Raw genomic sequence first — 16018 nt, 5'->3', positions numbered from 1 at the left:
TAAAGCCCGTAAAAATAGTTGTCTATGAAAAAAATAGTAGCATTAATTTTTTTGTTTTTAAGCATACATTCATTTTCTCAAGAAATCATTCGTAAGAATATTAAAGGGAAGATTATTGTTGAAGGAAATGATTTAGAAGGAATAACAATTTTTAATTCTTCAACTAAGAAAGGTGCAGTTTCAAATGAAATAGGTGAGTTTGATTTATTAGTTGGAGAAAACGATAGCATAAAAGTTAGAGCTCTAGAATATCAAGATTTCGATTTTACTATTAATTCAGATATTTTAACATCAAGAAAAGTTACTATTTTTTTGTTAGAAGAAATTAATAAATTAGATGAGATTATAGTTTCTACTAGAAAATTAACCGGTAACTTTCAGACGGATGTAGAGATTACGAATAGGTTTATAGAAAAAAAAGATGTTATTTATTTTGGAGCGAAAAGAAATGCAGAATTAACTACAATAAAGAATGTTGAGGTTGATAAAATGCATTATCCTAAACAAACGCTTGTAGATGGATTGAATATTGTTAACGTTGTAGATCAATTATTAATACCTTTATTTAGATCAGAAGTAAAAAATAAAAAAGAAGCTGGTATACCAGAGGTTCCTGTAAAAGCTGTAAAATATTACTTAGCCTCTAATTTTTTAATAAACAATTTTAATATTCCAGAACATAGGGTAGAAGAATTTGTAAGGTTTGTAGAAGATGATACATTTGATTTTAAACTATTAAATTATGGAAATGAAATAGAATTACTAGAAATCTTAAACCAAAAAAGTAAAACATTCTTAAAAAAAAATAAATAGTAATAAGCTTTAGGTTTTAGAAAAAAAACAAAAACCTAATAAAGGTTGTTTATTTTAAAATTCTATCTTATTTTTGTTGCAAGTATGAAAAATAACACAAACAATACATGGTGGTGGAACTCTCTTATCTAATAAGTGAGAAGAAACCTATATGTATACAACATAATAAAAAAGGCTTATCTCACGATAAGCCTTTTTGCTTTTATTAAGCATCATTTCGAGAAGTCAATGAAACATTTATTTCTCTTTAAACAAACAAATTGTTACCGTAAATTTTACGAGACAATTACATATTATCAATATGAAGAAAATACAATTTAAGACTACTTTTAAGACAAAAATTGCAGATACAATAACACCTGTAGGTTTGTATTTACGTTTTAGAGATACATACGCAAATACACTTTTATTAGAAAGTTCAGATTATCATAGTAAAGAAGAAAGTTTTTCTTTTATAGCTATAGAGCCTGTTGTAACGATTAAAGCAGAGAATCATCATTTAAAATTTTCTCATAAAGGAGAAGAATTGGCTAACAAAGAAATTGGTAGAGATTTTAATGCGATTTTTGAGAATTATAGCAAAGCAATCGATTTAGATTGTCCGGCAGAATTAAAATCATTTAATGGTTTATATGGTTATACAACTTACGACTCTGTACAATATTTCGAAAACATAGATTTAAGTGTTAAAGAAGCGCCATCTGAAATACCATTAATGCAATATAGTTTTTACAGATTTATTATTGCAATCAATCATTTTAATGATGAAATGACATTGATTGAAAATATTGAAGAAGGTTATGAGTCTAGAATAAAAGAAATTCAAACAATTATAGATGCACAAACTTTTAATACACAAAGTTTCGAAATTGTTGGAGATGAAACTTCGAATGTAAAAGGCGAAGAATTTATAGAGTATGTTAAAAAAGCAAAATCTCATTGTAAAAGAGGAGACGTTTTTCAGTTAGTTTTATCACGTCAATTTCAACAAAAATTTAAAGGAGACGAGTTTAATGTGTATAGAGCTTTACGTTCTATCAATCCGTCGCCATATTTATTTTATTTTGATTATGGTTCTTTTAAATTGATGGGATCTTCACCAGAAGCGCAAATTAAAATTTCTGCGGGTAAAGCAACCATTAATCCAATAGCTGGTACGTTTAGAAGAACTGGCGATATGGCAAAAGATATTCAATTAGGTAAAAAATTATCTGCAGATAAAAAGGAAACTGCAGAGCACGTTATGTTGGTAGATTTGGCACGTAACGACTTAAGTAAGCATGCAGATAAAGTAGAAGTAGAGGTTTTTAAAGAAGTACAGTATTTTAGTCACGTTATTCATTTAGTTTCTACAGTTTCTGGGCAATTAAAAGGAAACCCTATAGAAATTGTTGGCGATACTTTTCCGGCAGGAACTTTAAGTGGCGCACCAAAATACAAAGCAATGCAGTTAATAGATACTTATGAGAATCAATCTCGTGGATTTTATGGTGGAGCAGTTGGTATTATAGGTTTAGACGGTTCTGTAAATTTGGCAATTGCAATTCGTAGTTTTGTAAGTAAAAACAATGTGTTGTATTACCAAGCAGGTGCAGGAATCGTAATTCATTCAGATGAAGAAAAAGAGTTACAAGAAGTAAATAACAAATTAGCAGCGTTAAAGAAAGCGTTGTTTTTAGCAGAAAATATATAATTGGCTGTTCGCTTTTTGCCTTTAGCTATTTGCTGAAAGCCAAGAGCCAAGAGCTAAAAGCTTTAATTATGAAAATATTAATATTAGACAATTACGATTCGTTTACCTATAACTTGGTTCACATGGTAGAAAAAATTACAGGAAATTTTCCTGCAGTTTTTAGAAACGATGAAATAAGTATTGCAGATGTTGCAAATTATGATATGATTATGCTATCTCCAGGACCAGGAATTCCTGATGAAGCTGGTATTTTAAAAGAAGTAATTAAAACATATGCTGGTGTAAAACCAATTTTTGGAGTTTGTTTAGGTTTACAAGCAATAACCGAGGTTTTTGGTGGTAAAATTATCAACCTTAATGATGTTTTTCATGGCGTAGCAACAGAAATGAAAGTAACAGATAAAAATGCGACTATTTTTAAAGATGTCTCAGAAACATTTTTAGCAGCACGTTATCATTCTTGGGCAGCAACAGATGAAGGTTTTCCAGAAGAATTAAAAGTAACTGCTAGAGATGAAGATGGCTTAATACAAGCAATTGAACATGCTGTATATCCTATTTCTGCTGTACAATTTCATCCAGAATCTATTTTAACAGATGTTGGCGAGCAGTTGGTTACTAATTTTATCAATGCAAATTCGTAATGAAAGCAATTTTAAACAAATTATACAATCACGAGAGATTGTCTAAATCTGAAGCCAAACAAATTCTGATAGATATTGCATCAGAAAAATATAATGATGCGCATTTGGCTTCATTTATGACGGTTTTTATGATGCGACCAATCACGGTAAACGAATTATCGGGTTTTAGAGATGCATTAAAAGAATTGTCTATTAAAGTAGATTTTTCTGACTTTAATACGATTGATATTGTTGGTACAGGCGGAGACGGAAAAGATACATTTAATATATCTACCTTAACATCGTTTATAGTTGCAGGTACAGGACAAAAAGTAGCAAAACATGGTAATTATTCGGTTTCTTCTCAATCTGGTTCTTCAGATATGTTAGAAAGTTTTGGCTATAATTTTACAAATGATGAAAATGTTTTAAAAGAACATTTAGAAAAAGCAAATATTTGTTTTTTACATGCACCTAAATTTCATCCAGCAATGAAAGCTGTTGGACCAACAAGAAAGGCGTTAAAATTAAAAACGTTTTTTAATATGTTAGGGCCTTTGGTAAATCCGAGTTCACCAAAAAACCACATGTTGGGTACATTTAATTTAGAAGTTGCACGTTTGTATAATTATATTTTACAAGAAGAAAATATCAATTACGGTATTATTCATGCACTAGATGGTTATGATGAAATATCATTAACTAGCGGATTTAAATTGTTTACTAAAAACGGAGAGCAATTAATTAATCCAGAAGATTTAGGTCAGAAAAGAATACAACAATCAGAAATATTTGGAGGGAATTCTGTTGCAGATGCAGCAAAAATCTTTAAAACTATTTTAGAGGGAAACGGAACTGAATCTCAAAACAACGTAGTTTTAACAAACGCAGCATTTGCTTTAACAATTGTTGATGAAACTAAATCATTTGAAACAGCTTTTGAAGAAGCCAAACAATCATTATTTGGTTTAAAAGCAAAACAAACATTAGAAAAATTAATTAGTATTTAGCATTTATATTTTTAATAAAAATAATGGCAAAAAAGAAAAAGAACTTATTTCTAATTGTACCTGGTTTTCTATTTATTGGTTTGGCAATAGGTATTCAGACAAAAGAATTATTTAAGCAAGCAGCTGTTGGGTTAATTGTTGGATTAATTGTTTATTTTTTTCTTAGGTATAGAAATAATTTGAATAAGTAATAAAAGTTTTTTAAATATAATTTAAGTAGTAATTATATTTAGCATAAATTAATAAGAATAATGACAATTTTAGATAAAATAATCGCATTTAAAAAGAAGGAAATTGCTAAGATAAAAGCAGAAATTCCAGTAAAGAAATTAGTAGAAAGTCCTAATTTTGGTAGAACTGTTTTTTCATTAAAAAAATCATTATTAGAAGTTGGTTCTACAGGTATTATTGCAGAGTATAAACGTCAATCTCCGTCAAAAGGAATTATAAACGATAAAGCTACAATTGCAGAGGTTACCAATGGGTATTTAGATGCAAATGTTGCAGCGCAATCTATCTTAACAGATACTTCTTTTTTTGGTGGTACGATGGCAGATTTAATGGAGGCAAGAGTAATCAATCAGCAAAAACCTATTCTTAGAAAAGATTTTATTGTTGATGGTTTTCAAATTGTAGAGGCAAAAGCAATTGGAGCAGATGTAATTCTTTTAATAGCCTCTTGTTTAACTGCAACAGAACTAAAAAACTACGGAAATTTAGCAACAGATTTAGGACTGGAAGTTTTATATGAAGTACATACACAAGAAGATTTAGATAAAATTAACGATTTAGACAATAAAATTATAGGTATTAATAATAGAAATTTAAAGACGTTTGAAGTAGATTTAGATCACTCTATTAAACTTTCTAGTCAAATACCAGATACTTGTTTAAAAGTTTCTGAAAGCGGAATTTCTGATCCAAAAATTATTACAGGATTAAAAGAATTTGGTTTTCAAGGTTTTTTGATTGGAGAAAATTTCATGAAAACAGAAAATCCAGGAGAAGCTTGTCAAGAATTTATCAGTCAAATTAGATAGGTATGAAACTGAAAGTTTGTGGAATGAAGTTTACAGAAAATATTCAGCAGTTGGCTGATGTAAATCCAGATTACATGGGTTTTATTTTCTATGAAAAATCAAAAAGAAATTTTGAAGGTATTATTCCTGAATTTTCTAATTCTATAAAAAAAACTGGTGTTTTTGTAAACGAATATATCGAGATTGTAATTTCTTTGGTAGAAGAATATCGATTAGATGCAGTTCAATTACATGGTGATGAATCCGTAGATTATATTACCGAATTAAAAAAACAATTAGCAGAAAGAAGGCTGTTGTTTATTGATGAAAATAAGCAGATTAAAAAGAAAAAAAATCAGCATTATATTTCAAAAAATGAAGTTGAAATTATAAAAGTTTTCGGAATTAAAGACACTTTTGATTTTGATGTTTTAAAACCATACTTAGACGTTGTAGATTTCTTTTTATTTGATACAAAAGGAAAAGAAAGAGGTGGTAATGGTACAAAATTTGATTGGTCTGTTTTAGAGAAATATCCTTTTGATAAGCCTTTCTTTTTAAGCGGTGGTATTGGTTTAAATGATTTAGAACAAGTACAAATAATAGCAAAGTCTAATTTACCTATTTATGGCTTAGATGTAAATAGTAAATTTGAAATAGAACCAGGATTAAAAAATATTAATGAAGTTAAAAGCTTCAAGAACAAAATATAATATGAAATCAAAGTTTCAACCAGATAAAAACGGATATTTCGGACAGTTTGGAGGTGCATTTATACCAGAATTGTTATATCCTAATGTAAAGGAATTAGAAGATAATTATATTCAAATTATCGAATCTAAAGAGTTTCAAGACGAATATAAATCTTTACTTAAAGATTATGTTGGTAGACCTACGCCTTTGTATTATGCTAAGCGTTTATCAGAAAAATATGCAGCTCATATTTATTTAAAAAGAGAAGATTTAAACCATACGGGTGCTCATAAAGTAAACAATACAATTGGTCAAATTTTAATTGCACAAAAATTAGGTAAAACTAAAATTATTGCAGAAACTGGTGCCGGACAACATGGTGTTGCAACAGCAACAGTCTGTGCTCTAATGGGATTAGATTGTACAGTTTTTATGGGTGAAAAAGATATCGAAAGGCAAGCGCCAAACGTTGCTAGAATGAAAATGTTAGGTGCCAAAGTTGTGGCAGCAACTAGCGGAAGTAAAACGCTAAAAGATGCAACCAATGAAGCAATAAGATATTGGATTCAGAATCCAGAAACATTTTATTTAATTGGATCTGTGGTTGGTCCGCATCCACATCCAGACATGGTTGCACGTTTACAAGCTGTAATTTCTGAAGAAATGAAATGGCAATTAAAAGAAAAAACAGGTAAAGAAAATCCTGATACAATTATTGCTTGTGTTGGTGGTGGTTCTAATGCTGCCGGAGCATTTTACCATTATATGGATGAACACGAAGTAGAATTAATTGCTGTAGAAGCTGCTGGTTTAGGTGTTAATTCTGGTGAAAGTGCCGCCACTTCTCAACTAGGTGAAGTAGGTATTATTCACGGAAGTAAAACTATTTTAATGCAAGATGATTATGGGCAAATTGTAGAGCCATATTCGATTTCTGCAGGTTTAGATTATCCAGGAGTTGGGCCATTACATGCTTATTTATATGAAAGTAAAAGAGCTAAATTTATGAATGCTACAGATGCAGAAGCGTTAGAAGCAGCATATGAATTAACAAAAATTGAAGGAATTATTCCTGCTTTAGAAACGGCACATGCTTTGGCAGTTTTACCAAAAATTGAGTTTAAAGAAAATCAAGTTGTAGTAATTAATTTATCTGGAAGAGGAGATAAAGATTTAGAAACTTATATAAAACATTTAAAAGAATAATGAATTCTAATTTAAAGTTTATAGAAACAGAATTAATGCCCTTAAGAATTAAATTAAGAGAGCACGATTTATATAAAACACTTAGTTCTATAGAAGATATTAAGTTTTTTATGGAAAGCCATGTTTTTGCTGTTTGGGATTTTATGTCGCTTTTAAAAGCTTTACAAATTAATTTAACTTCTGTTTCTTTACCGTGGTTACCAAAAAAGAACACAAATCTTGTTCGTTTTATAAATGAAATTACATTAGCAGAAGAGAGCGATGTAAATAAAGATGGCGTTTTCAAAAGTCATTTTGAAATGTATGTTGATGCAATGAAAGAGTTTAGAGTAGATACTTCTAATATAAAAACATTCTTACAAAGTATTCAAGAAGGTACTACTGTAAAAAAATCCTTAGAACTAGTCTCTGTATCAGATGCTGTAAAAGAGTTTGTAAATTTTACTTTTGATATTATCAACTCTAAAGAAACACATAAAATTGCTGCAGCTTTTACTTATGGAAGAGAAGATATTATACCAGATATGTTCTTAAAAATAGTAGAAGAAACTTCTTCAAAAGAAAATATTACTTTTGATAATTTTACATATTACTTAGAAAGACATATAGAGTTAGATGGTGATGAACACGGACCGTTGTCTTTGCAAATGATAGAAGAATTATGTGGAGACGATAACACAAAATGGCAAGATGTTTTAGATGTTGCAAAAAGAGCTTTACAGGTAAGAATTAATTTATGGACGGCAGTGAAGCAAAAATTAGAAAGTAAAAAAGAACCAATTTTAGCATGAAAAATTTAGAAAGTATTTTAGAAGAAAAAGATAATTTATTATCTATTTATTTTACATGTGGTTATCCGAAATTAGATGATACGACGCAGGTAATTTCAGAATTAGAAAAAAGTGGTGTAGATTTTATTGAGGTGGGTTTGCCTTATTCAGATCCGCTTGCAGACGGGCCAACGATTCAAGATAGTAGCCAGAAAGCTTTAGCAAATGGTGTGAATTTAGACATTGTTTTTGATCAATTAATGTCTATTAAAGATTCAAACAAAACTCCATTGGTTTTAATGGGATATTTGAATCAGATGCTAAAATATGGTGAAGATAAATTTTGTCAGAAAGTTATAGATTGTGGCATTAATACGGTTATTTTACCAGATTTACCTATGGTAGAATTCGAAAATCATTACAAAGATTTATTTGATAAATATGGAATTACAAACGTATTTTTAATAACTCCTCACACATCAGAAGAAAGAATTCATAAAATAGATAATTACACAAAGTCTTTTATTTATGTAGTTGCTTCTGCTTCTATTACGGGAGCAAAAGGAGAGATTTCTAATAATCAAATAGCTTATTTCGAAAGAATAAAAAATATGAATTTGAAAAGTAAGCTTATTGTAGGTTTTGGTATTTCTGATAAACAAACATTTAATACGGCTTGTAATTATGCAAACGGTGCTATTATAGGTTCTGCATTTATTAAAAACTTGGGTGCTAATGGTGTCTCAGGAATTAAGGATTTTATATCACCAATTATATCATAAAAAAAAGCGAAACTTTTAAGTTTCGCTTTTTTTTTAATTTACACTTATCAATTTAATATCAAAAACTAAAACAGCACCACCAGGTATTCCTGGTCTACCATTTAAACCGTAACCTAAATTATACGGTACAAGTAATTTTCCTTCTCCGCCTTCTTTAAAATACGTAATTCCTTCTGTCCATCCTAGAATTACTTGATTCAAACCAAAAGAGATACCTTCAGAACTACTTTCATCAAAAGTTTCACCATCTAAAAAATATCCTTTGTAAGCCACGGTAACATTAGAACTATTAGTTGGTCTAGCACCAGAGCCTTCTTTAGATATAACGTAATACAAACCAGTATTACTTCTATTTGCATTTAAATCATTAGCTTCAATATATTTAATAATGTCTTCTTCTGTTTGCGGTTTAAAATTAACTTCGTCACTTACACAAGAAAAAAGTGAACATATTGTTACAAAAAGAACTAAGTATTTTTTCATTTTTATGATATAATTTTAAACAAATATAAGTTGAATTATTTAGATACTTTAAAATCTGAAGCAAGTATAATTTGGTGATACTTATCCAATCATTTAGAACTTACAAAAGTGTATATATTTCTGTATTAATATTTTAAATTGTGTGAGATTCGTTAAATAAAACTTAAAAAAGTCTTAAACAATTTTCAAATTATCAGAATCGTTACTAATAAAGGCTAACTTAGGTGTTTTAAATTCAAATAATATGACTAAAAAAACGATTCTAATTATTGCATTTCTATGTAATTTAACTCTTTTAAGCGCACAAAACACGTTAATAAGAACCCCAACAATTAGTCCTGATGCATCTAAAATGGCATTTGGTTATCATGGTGATATTTGGGTGTTAGACTTAAATACAAATCAAAAAAACAGATTAACCATAAATCAGGCTTACGAAAGTAATCCTATTTGGAATTTTAAAAGCAATGAAATTGTTTTTATGTCGAATAGAAAAGGAAGTCGAAATATTTTTAAAACGGATTTAAATGGAGGTATACCAAATCAATTAACTTTTTATCCAACTACAGACACACCAAGTCAATGGCAAGAAAATGGTGATATTATTTTTTCTAGTAATAGGATTTTTAAAGGCACAGAAAGAGAATCATCTATCTATAAAATTAACGAAAAAGGAGAAACACCAACTCGTTTTATGACTGCTTTAGGAAGTCAGGCTTCTGTTTCACCAAACGGAAAATTGGTAGCTTTTGTAAAAGGAACATGTAGGATTTCTAGAGAAGATTATAATGGTCCTGCGCAAAGAGATGTTTGGATTTATAATATTAAAACGAAAGGATATCATCAAATTACAACTAGTAAAAAGAACGATCATACACCACTTTGGGACGCAAATAACAACTTATATTACATAAGTGCGCAAAGTGGTAGATACAATATTTACAAAACGACTTTAAATGAAAATGGAAGTAAATTAGGAGTTGAAAATCAACTAACAAATTTAAAAGTTGATGGAGTTTTATCTTTTTCTGTTAGCAACAATGGTACAATTATTTACAATAGCGGAATTGAAGTTTTTAAAATGTTGAATGGAAAAACAACAAAAATCAATTTAAATTTAGCTACAGATAATCGATTTAATTTAGAAGAAACTAAAACAGTTACAGACGGAATTAGAGATTTAAGTGTTTCTCCAAACGGAAAGTTAATCGCTTTGAGTATTAACGGAGAAATCTTTGTGAAAGAAAATAATAAGGATAAAACTAAAACGAATAATGTAAGCAATCATCCTTATAAAGATGACAATCCTTTTTGGATAGATAATAATACTTTAGGATTTTTATCAGATAGAAGTGGTCAAAATGAATTATATAAAGTTGTTTCTACGGATGAAAATGTGAATTTACACCGAAGTTTAAAGACCAAAGTAACACAACTTACAAATAGTAAAATTGATGTTTTTGAACCAATTTTATCTCCTAATAGAAAGAAATTGGCATATAGAATTGGTAGAGGTCAATTGGTTATTGCAGATGTAATTAACGGCAAATTAAGTAAGCCAAAAAGTTATTCTGATACTTGGGCAGCTGCAAATAGTGTTGCATGGAGTCCGGATAGTAAATTCATTTCTTATTCTCAATCAGATTTAAATTTTGATAGCGAAATTTATATTCAATCTGTCGAAAATCCTTCGAATAAGATGAATGTTTCTATGCATCCAAGGTCAGATTCTAATCCTGTTTGGAGTCCTGACGGTAAAAAACTTTCATTTGTTTCTAATAGAGCAGGAGATAGAGGCGGTATCAATTATGATACTTGGATGGTTTGGTTGCAAAAATCAGACTGGGAAAAAACAAAATCTGATTATAAAGAAGGAGACTATTATCAACCAAAAACAGAAAAAAAGAAAGACAAAAAAGAAGTTGTTGTAAAAATAGACGAAGATAAAATTTACGACAGATTGGTTCAGTTAACTAGTTGGGCAGGTAATGAATACGGAGCAATCTTTAGTGCAGACAGTAAAAGTATTTATATTTCTGCTACAAACCCAGCAACTAGAAAAAATGGTTATTATAAAGTTGATTTATTAGGAGGAACACCTAAAGAAATTAAAGGAGTTACTTACCTTGGCGGTAATAGCTTAAACAAAGAAACATTATACTATTCATCTAGAGGAAAGTTAAAATCTTTAAACTTAAAGACAGATAAAGTTTCTTCTTTTTTACATGCTGCAACTTATACAGTTGATAATTATAAATTAAATGAACAAGTTTTTTATGAAGGTGTAAGAGCAATAACCGCTGGATTTTATGATCCTCAATATCATGGTTATAATTGGGATAAAATAGTCAAAAGATACACACCTTGGGTTTTATCTGCAGCCACAAAACAAGATTATACTTTTATGTATAATAATATGTTAGGGCAGTTAAATGCAAGCCATATGGGTTATAGAGGTAGTTCGCCAGAAGAAGTTTCTAGTGATAGAGTTGGCCTTTTAGGTTTGGCAGTTTCTAATGTTAATAATGGTGTTAAAATCGATTATATTTTACCAAATTCAGCCGCTACAAAGACGAATGTTTCTTTAAATATAGGTGATGTAATTACTGCTGTAAATGGAAAGAAAATTAATAAAAACACTAACTTTTACAGTGTTTTAAGAAATACTTCTGGTAATGAAATTCTTTTAACTTTAGCTGATAAAAAAGAAGTTGTTGTAAGAACAGAATCTACAAGAACCATAAGTGGTTTGCGTTATGAAGAATGGATAAATTCTCGTAAAAAATTAGTAGAAAAATATTCTAATGGACAATTAGGATATATTCATATACAAGGAATGAATTTACCAAGTTTTGAACGTTTTGAACGAGAATTAAAAGCTAGTGGTTATGGTAAAAAAGGGATTGTTATTGATGTGAGAAATAATGGTGGTGGTTGGACCACAGATCGTTTGTTAGCAGTGTTAACATATCAGCAACATGCATATACAGTGCCACGAGATGCTACAGGTAATCTACAGAAGAACAATTTAAAATACAAAGAAAATTATCCTTTTAATGAGAGAGCAGTTTTATCTGTAAATACGAAACCTTTAGTTGCTTTGTCTAATCAAAGTAGCTATTCTAATGCAGAGATTTTTGCACACGCATTTAAGAGTTTAAAATTAGGTAAATTAGTAGGGCAACCAACTTTTGGAGCTGTAATATCTACCGGTAGTCATCGTTTGCAAGATGGTGCTATACGAATGCCGTATAGAGCTTGGTATGTAAAAGAATCTGGTTTAAATATGGAACACGGTCCTGCAGTGCCAGATGTTTTAGTAGAAAACAAACCTGGTTGGAAAGCAAGAAATGAAGATGATCAATTAAAAAAAGCTGTAGAGGTTTTATTACAAGATCTTAAATAGTATATAAAAAAAAGGGTTGATGAAATGTATTACTTCATCAACCCTTTTTTTATTTCTCTAGTTTTATTTATTCAGAATATACTTTTTCACCATTTAAATAGGTTGCTAAAACTTTTGTTTTAGGAATTTTTTCTTCTTCAATTTGCATAATATCTTGATTTAAAATTACAAAATCAGCAAATTTACCTACTTCAATAGAACCTTTTTCTTCTTCTTCGAAATTAGAGTATGCAGCCCAAATAGTCATACCTTTTAGAGTTTCTTCTCTTGTTAATGCATTTTCCATTTGAAAACCTTCTTCAGGATAATTTTCTAAATCTTTTCTTATAGTAGCAGCATAAAAGGTTAAAAACGGATTTACTTGTTCTACCGGAAAATCTGTACCTAAAGTAATTTTACCGTATTTATTTAGTAGATCTTTAAAAGCGTAAGCTCCTTTCATTCTTTTTTCTCCGATTCTATCTTCTGCCCAATACATATCAGAAGTTGCATGTGTTGGTTGCACAGACGGAATTATATTTTCAAAATAAGAGAAATCATCTTCAGAAATTATTTGCGCATGTTCAATTCTCCAACGTCTATTTTTAGCATCTTTTAATACTTCTTTATAGGTTTTAAGCATCCAAGTATTGGCAGAATCACCAATTGCATGTGTGTTCATTTGATAATCTGAAGCAGCAATTTGTTTTGCTATTTCTTGATATCTTTCAGGTGAATAAATTAAAGCTCCAAAATGATTTTCTCTATCAGAATAAGATGTTCTCATAGCTGCTCCTCTAGAGCCTAAAGCACCGTCACCATACACTTTAAACGAACGAACGTTTAATTTTTCTGTTTTAATAATTCCTTTATTTATATAATAATCTATTTGCTCTTGCTTGTCGCCAGATACCATTGCATAAACACGCATTTTAAGCGTATTTTCTTTTTGAAGACTGTCTATTAACTCGATAGTGCTTCTGTCTAAACCAGCGTCATCAACAGTAGTTAAACCATATGAAAAAGATATTTTTTGAGCATCTAATAAACCTTGTGTTGCTTCTTCTAATGATGTTGATGGGAATTTAATAAAATCCATAGCTGCGTCAATTAAAACCCCTGTCATTTTACCATCTTTTATTATAATTTCTCCACCAGAAACTTTTGTGTCTTTTGTAATACCTGCTAAATCGATGGCCGCTTGGTTTACTAACAATGCATGACCATCAACTCTGCCGACTGCAACAGGTGTTTCTGGAAATAAAGCATCTAATTTTTCTTTTGTAGGAAACTCTTTTATATCCCAATCGTTTTGATCCCAACCACGACCAGTAATAAAACTTGTATTTTTTTCTTTCTGAAAAGCAACAATTTTCTCTAAAACTTCGTCATAACTTTTTGTGCCTTCTAAAGAAACTTTTTGTTGTTGTAAACCCATTCTAAAAAAATGACAATGTGCATCAATTAAACCAGGAACAATTGTTTGGTTCTGTGCATCAACTATGTTTTTAGATTCGTATTTACCTTTAATTTCGTCGTTATTACCAACGGCAACAAACAAACCGCCTTTAATAGCAAAAGCTTCTGCTTTATTAAAGTCGTTATTTACAGTATAAGTGTTAGAATTTAAAACAATTAAATCTACTTGCTCTTTTTTACAAGAGAAAATTGAAATTAGGGTTAAAATTAAGATTAAATTTTTATTCATTTTTTAATAATATATATAGATTAAATAGATGCAATACATTAATAGAAATTGTAGCGGAATTCTAACATATGCAATTTTTTTTGATCCTATGGCAGGTCTAATTTTGGTGGCATCCCAAATATGAATTGGTAAAAAGATTACCAATAGTATAAAAATTCCTACAGATGCATTTTTTACACTAGTAGTAAAAAATAAACCTAAGCCAAGAAAAAACTCTAAGGCACCAAAAACATAATTTATTAATAATTTTGGTAGAAATTCAGGTATAAAATGTTTGAAAATTTTGGGTTTTATAATATGCATTATTCCTGCAAAGCAAAATAAAATTCCGAAGAAAATTCTTAAAATAAGTACAGTCGTTTCCATTATTATGGTTTCACAATTTGATTGTTGTACAAGTACTTGTCCATAAGGTAAACAATACTAGCCATAGATGCGCTACCTAGTTCTAGTTCTCTTTTATTTACTTTATCAAACGTGTCTCTACTTGTATGGTGATAATCAAAGTAACGCTGGCTATCTGGTCTGTAACCAACTAAAGTAACGTTTTCTGCTTGAAGCGGTGCAATATCTGCACCAGAACCACCTTTGTCTAAATCATGTAATCCGTAAGGAGATAGTAATTTTTTCCAGCTTTGTAGCAATGCTGTATTCGAGTTGTTTGCTTGAATAGAAAAACCTCTAGGTGTATGACCGCCCGCATCAGACTCTAAACCACCAATATGTTTTTCTTTATTCAATTTAGCTAGTTCTGCATATTTTTTTGCACCACGTGTTCCGTTTTCTTCATTCATATAAAACACAATTCGTATTGTGTTTTTTGGTTTGATGTTGTTTTTCTTAAATAAATAAGCAACCTCTAGAGATTGTACAATTCCGGTTCCATCATCATGAGCACCTTCACCTAAGTCCCAAGAATCTAAATGACCACCAACAACAAAAATATTTTCTGGTGTTTCTGTTCCTTTAATTTCTCCGACTACATTAAAAGAAGGAGCGTCTGGTAAGGTTTTACAACTTTGCTTAAAGTAGAATTTTAAATTTGGATTTGTTTGTAAATCTTTACTTAGAATATTTGCAGCTTTGCTACTAATTGCAGCAGCCGGAATATGTTTTTCTTTTGGTAAATCATTATACGTCATTGTTCCTGTATGCGGATAATCATCTACAGAATTTGTCATAGAACGAACAATAACACCTTTTGCACCAAATTTACCACATACTGCAGCACCTTGTACTCTTTGATCTACGCAACCGCCATAAGCGCCAAATGTGTTTATTAAAGTATTATCAAAAGGTCTGTTAAAAAATACAATTTTACCTTTCATTTTATCTCCTAATTTTTCTGCTTCCTCTAAAGATTTTACTTCTAAAACTTCTGCTAACACGCCAGTTTTAGGAGTCGCAACAGAAAAACCTAATGCACAAATAGCAACATTTTTTTGAACTCCGTTAGTTGTATAAGTGGCAATTTCTTTTTCTCCTCTAACCCAATGTGGTACCATTACGGGTTGCAACCAAACCGAATCTAAACCTACTTCTTTCATTAGTTTTTCTCCCCAAATTACTGCTTGTGCAGCTTCTTTAGAACCAGATAATCTACCACCAATATTTTGCGTTAAATCTCTTAACCATTCATAAGATTTACCTTGGGTTAATGCGCTATTAAAAAGTGTTTTTATTTTAGTAGAATCTATTTTTTCTTCTGATGAGAGTCCGTTATTAATTTGTTTTTCTTGCTTATTATTACAAGAAATAATTAATAAAGATAATGTAAGTAGAAATAATGTTTTTTTCATGTTTGTAGAATAATTTTAGAATTGTTAAAGCTAC

Annotated in this window: 15 protein-coding genes; 11 read left to right on the top strand and 4 right to left on the bottom strand. The window is 29.9% G+C overall.

Going from position 1 to position 16018, the window contains the following annotated elements:
• Positions 1–24: 24 nt before the first annotated feature.
• From B5464_RS02790 to trpA, 10 genes are all read left to right on the top strand, one after another.
• Positions 25–813: a carboxypeptidase-like regulatory domain-containing protein gene (locus B5464_RS02790; protein ID WP_079737087.1), complete on the top strand. Its 789-nt coding sequence runs from the start codon at positions 25–27 to the stop codon at positions 811–813.
• A gap of 301 nt (positions 814–1114) precedes the next feature.
• Complete coding sequence (locus tag B5464_RS02785) at positions 1115–2506, top strand: anthranilate synthase component I family protein (protein ID WP_079737086.1); 1392 nt, start codon at positions 1115–1117, stop codon at positions 2504–2506.
• A 68-nt stretch (positions 2507–2574) separates the two neighbouring features.
• Positions 2575–3150 (top strand): aminodeoxychorismate/anthranilate synthase component II, encoded by a 576-nt coding sequence (locus B5464_RS02780; protein WP_079737085.1) that lies wholly within the window; start codon positions 2575–2577, stop codon positions 3148–3150.
• The gene (gene trpD, locus B5464_RS02775) at positions 3150–4139 is read left to right on the top strand and encodes an anthranilate phosphoribosyltransferase (protein WP_079737084.1); all 990 of its coding nucleotides are present in this window, start codon (positions 3150–3152) and stop codon (positions 4137–4139) included. The genes B5464_RS02780 and trpD overlap by 1 nt, the downstream gene beginning before the upstream one ends.
• Positions 4140–4162: 23 nt before the next feature.
• Positions 4163–4330, top strand: a complete 168-nt coding sequence (locus tag B5464_RS14430) for a hypothetical protein (protein WP_172830849.1) — start codon at positions 4163–4165, stop codon at positions 4328–4330.
• A gap of 60 nt (positions 4331–4390) precedes the next feature.
• Positions 4391–5179, top strand: a complete 789-nt coding sequence (trpC, locus tag B5464_RS02770; protein WP_077809883.1) for an indole-3-glycerol phosphate synthase TrpC — start codon at positions 4391–4393, stop codon at positions 5177–5179.
• Between the two features lie 2 nt (positions 5180–5181).
• A complete protein-coding gene (locus B5464_RS02765) occupies positions 5182–5871 on the top strand; it encodes a phosphoribosylanthranilate isomerase (protein ID WP_079737083.1) in 690 nt (229 codons plus the stop codon).
• A gap of 1 nt (position 5872) precedes the next feature.
• On the top strand, positions 5873–7057 hold the full coding sequence (gene trpB / locus B5464_RS02760) for a tryptophan synthase subunit beta (protein ID WP_079738961.1): 1185 nt from the start codon (positions 5873–5875) through the stop codon (positions 7055–7057).
• Complete coding sequence (locus B5464_RS02755) at positions 7057–7848, top strand: DUF3050 domain-containing protein (RefSeq protein WP_079737082.1); 792 nt, start codon at positions 7057–7059, stop codon at positions 7846–7848. The genes trpB and B5464_RS02755 overlap by 1 nt, the downstream gene beginning before the upstream one ends.
• A complete protein-coding gene (trpA, locus tag B5464_RS02750) occupies positions 7845–8609 on the top strand; it encodes a tryptophan synthase subunit alpha (RefSeq protein ID WP_079737081.1) in 765 nt (254 codons plus the stop codon). The genes B5464_RS02755 and trpA overlap by 4 nt, the downstream gene beginning before the upstream one ends.
• A gap of 33 nt (positions 8610–8642) precedes the next feature.
• Here trpA and B5464_RS02745 read toward each other — a convergent pair whose 3' ends face one another.
• A complete protein-coding gene (locus B5464_RS02745) occupies positions 8643–9092 on the bottom strand; it encodes an FKBP-type peptidyl-prolyl cis-trans isomerase (protein WP_079737080.1) in 450 nt (149 codons plus the stop codon).
• A gap of 244 nt (positions 9093–9336) precedes the next feature.
• Between B5464_RS02745 and B5464_RS02740 the strand changes: the two genes are divergently transcribed.
• On the top strand, positions 9337–12498 hold the full coding sequence (locus tag B5464_RS02740; protein ID WP_079737079.1) for a S41 family peptidase: 3162 nt from the start codon (positions 9337–9339) through the stop codon (positions 12496–12498).
• A gap of 67 nt (positions 12499–12565) precedes the next feature.
• Here the strand turns inward: B5464_RS02740 and B5464_RS02735 are convergent, their stop codons facing one another.
• The 3 genes from B5464_RS02735 to B5464_RS02725 are packed head-to-tail and all read right to left on the bottom strand — an operon-like array spanning position 12566 to position 15984.
• Complete coding sequence (locus B5464_RS02735; protein WP_079737078.1) at positions 12566–14185, bottom strand: amidohydrolase; 1620 nt, start codon at positions 14183–14185, stop codon at positions 12566–12568.
• A gap of 3 nt (positions 14186–14188) precedes the next feature.
• Positions 14189–14551, bottom strand: coding sequence for a hypothetical protein (locus tag B5464_RS02730; protein ID WP_079737077.1), 363 nt, complete (start codon positions 14549–14551; stop codon positions 14189–14191).
• A gap of 2 nt (positions 14552–14553) precedes the next feature.
• Positions 14554–15984: a M20/M25/M40 family metallo-hydrolase gene (locus B5464_RS02725; protein ID WP_079737076.1), complete on the bottom strand. Its 1431-nt coding sequence runs from the start codon at positions 15982–15984 to the stop codon at positions 14554–14556.
• Positions 15985–16018: the final 34 nt, after the last annotated feature.

The sequence above is a fragment of the Polaribacter sp. KT 15 genome (assembly GCF_900143115.1).
GTDB classification, from domain to species: domain Bacteria; phylum Bacteroidota; class Bacteroidia; order Flavobacteriales; family Flavobacteriaceae; genus Polaribacter; species Polaribacter marinaquae.
The sequence above is the reverse complement of the archived record's forward strand: the minus strand, read 5'-3'. Positions and strand labels throughout refer to the sequence as shown.

Coding starts and splice junctions, on each gene's coding strand:
- B5464_RS02785 (WP_079737086.1), top strand. CDS start 1,115: ATGAAGAAAATACAATTTAAGACTACTTTTAAGACAAAAATTGCAGAT.
- B5464_RS02725 (WP_079737076.1), bottom strand. CDS start 15,984: ATGAAAAAAACATTATTTCTACTTACATTATCTTTATTAATTATTTCT.
- B5464_RS02730 (WP_079737077.1), bottom strand. CDS start 14,551: ATGGAAACGACTGTACTTATTTTAAGAATTTTCTTCGGAATTTTATTT.
- B5464_RS02755 (WP_079737082.1), top strand. CDS start 7,057: ATGAATTCTAATTTAAAGTTTATAGAAACAGAATTAATGCCCTTAAGA.
- B5464_RS02735 (WP_079737078.1), bottom strand. CDS start 14,185: ATGAATAAAAATTTAATCTTAATTTTAACCCTAATTTCAATTTTCTCT.
- B5464_RS02740 (WP_079737079.1), top strand. CDS start 9,337: ATGACTAAAAAAACGATTCTAATTATTGCATTTCTATGTAATTTAACT.
- B5464_RS02765 (WP_079737083.1), top strand. CDS start 5,182: ATGAAACTGAAAGTTTGTGGAATGAAGTTTACAGAAAATATTCAGCAG.
- trpB (WP_079738961.1), top strand. CDS start 5,873: ATGAAATCAAAGTTTCAACCAGATAAAAACGGATATTTCGGACAGTTT.
- trpA (WP_079737081.1), top strand. CDS start 7,845: ATGAAAAATTTAGAAAGTATTTTAGAAGAAAAAGATAATTTATTATCT.
- trpD (WP_079737084.1), top strand. CDS start 3,150: ATGAAAGCAATTTTAAACAAATTATACAATCACGAGAGATTGTCTAAA.
- B5464_RS02780 (WP_079737085.1), top strand. CDS start 2,575: ATGAAAATATTAATATTAGACAATTACGATTCGTTTACCTATAACTTG.
- B5464_RS02790 (WP_079737087.1), top strand. CDS start 25: ATGAAAAAAATAGTAGCATTAATTTTTTTGTTTTTAAGCATACATTCA.
- B5464_RS14430 (WP_172830849.1), top strand. CDS start 4,163: ATGGCAAAAAAGAAAAAGAACTTATTTCTAATTGTACCTGGTTTTCTA.
- trpC (WP_077809883.1), top strand. CDS start 4,391: ATGACAATTTTAGATAAAATAATCGCATTTAAAAAGAAGGAAATTGCT.
- B5464_RS02745 (WP_079737080.1), bottom strand. CDS start 9,092: ATGAAAAAATACTTAGTTCTTTTTGTAACAATATGTTCACTTTTTTCT.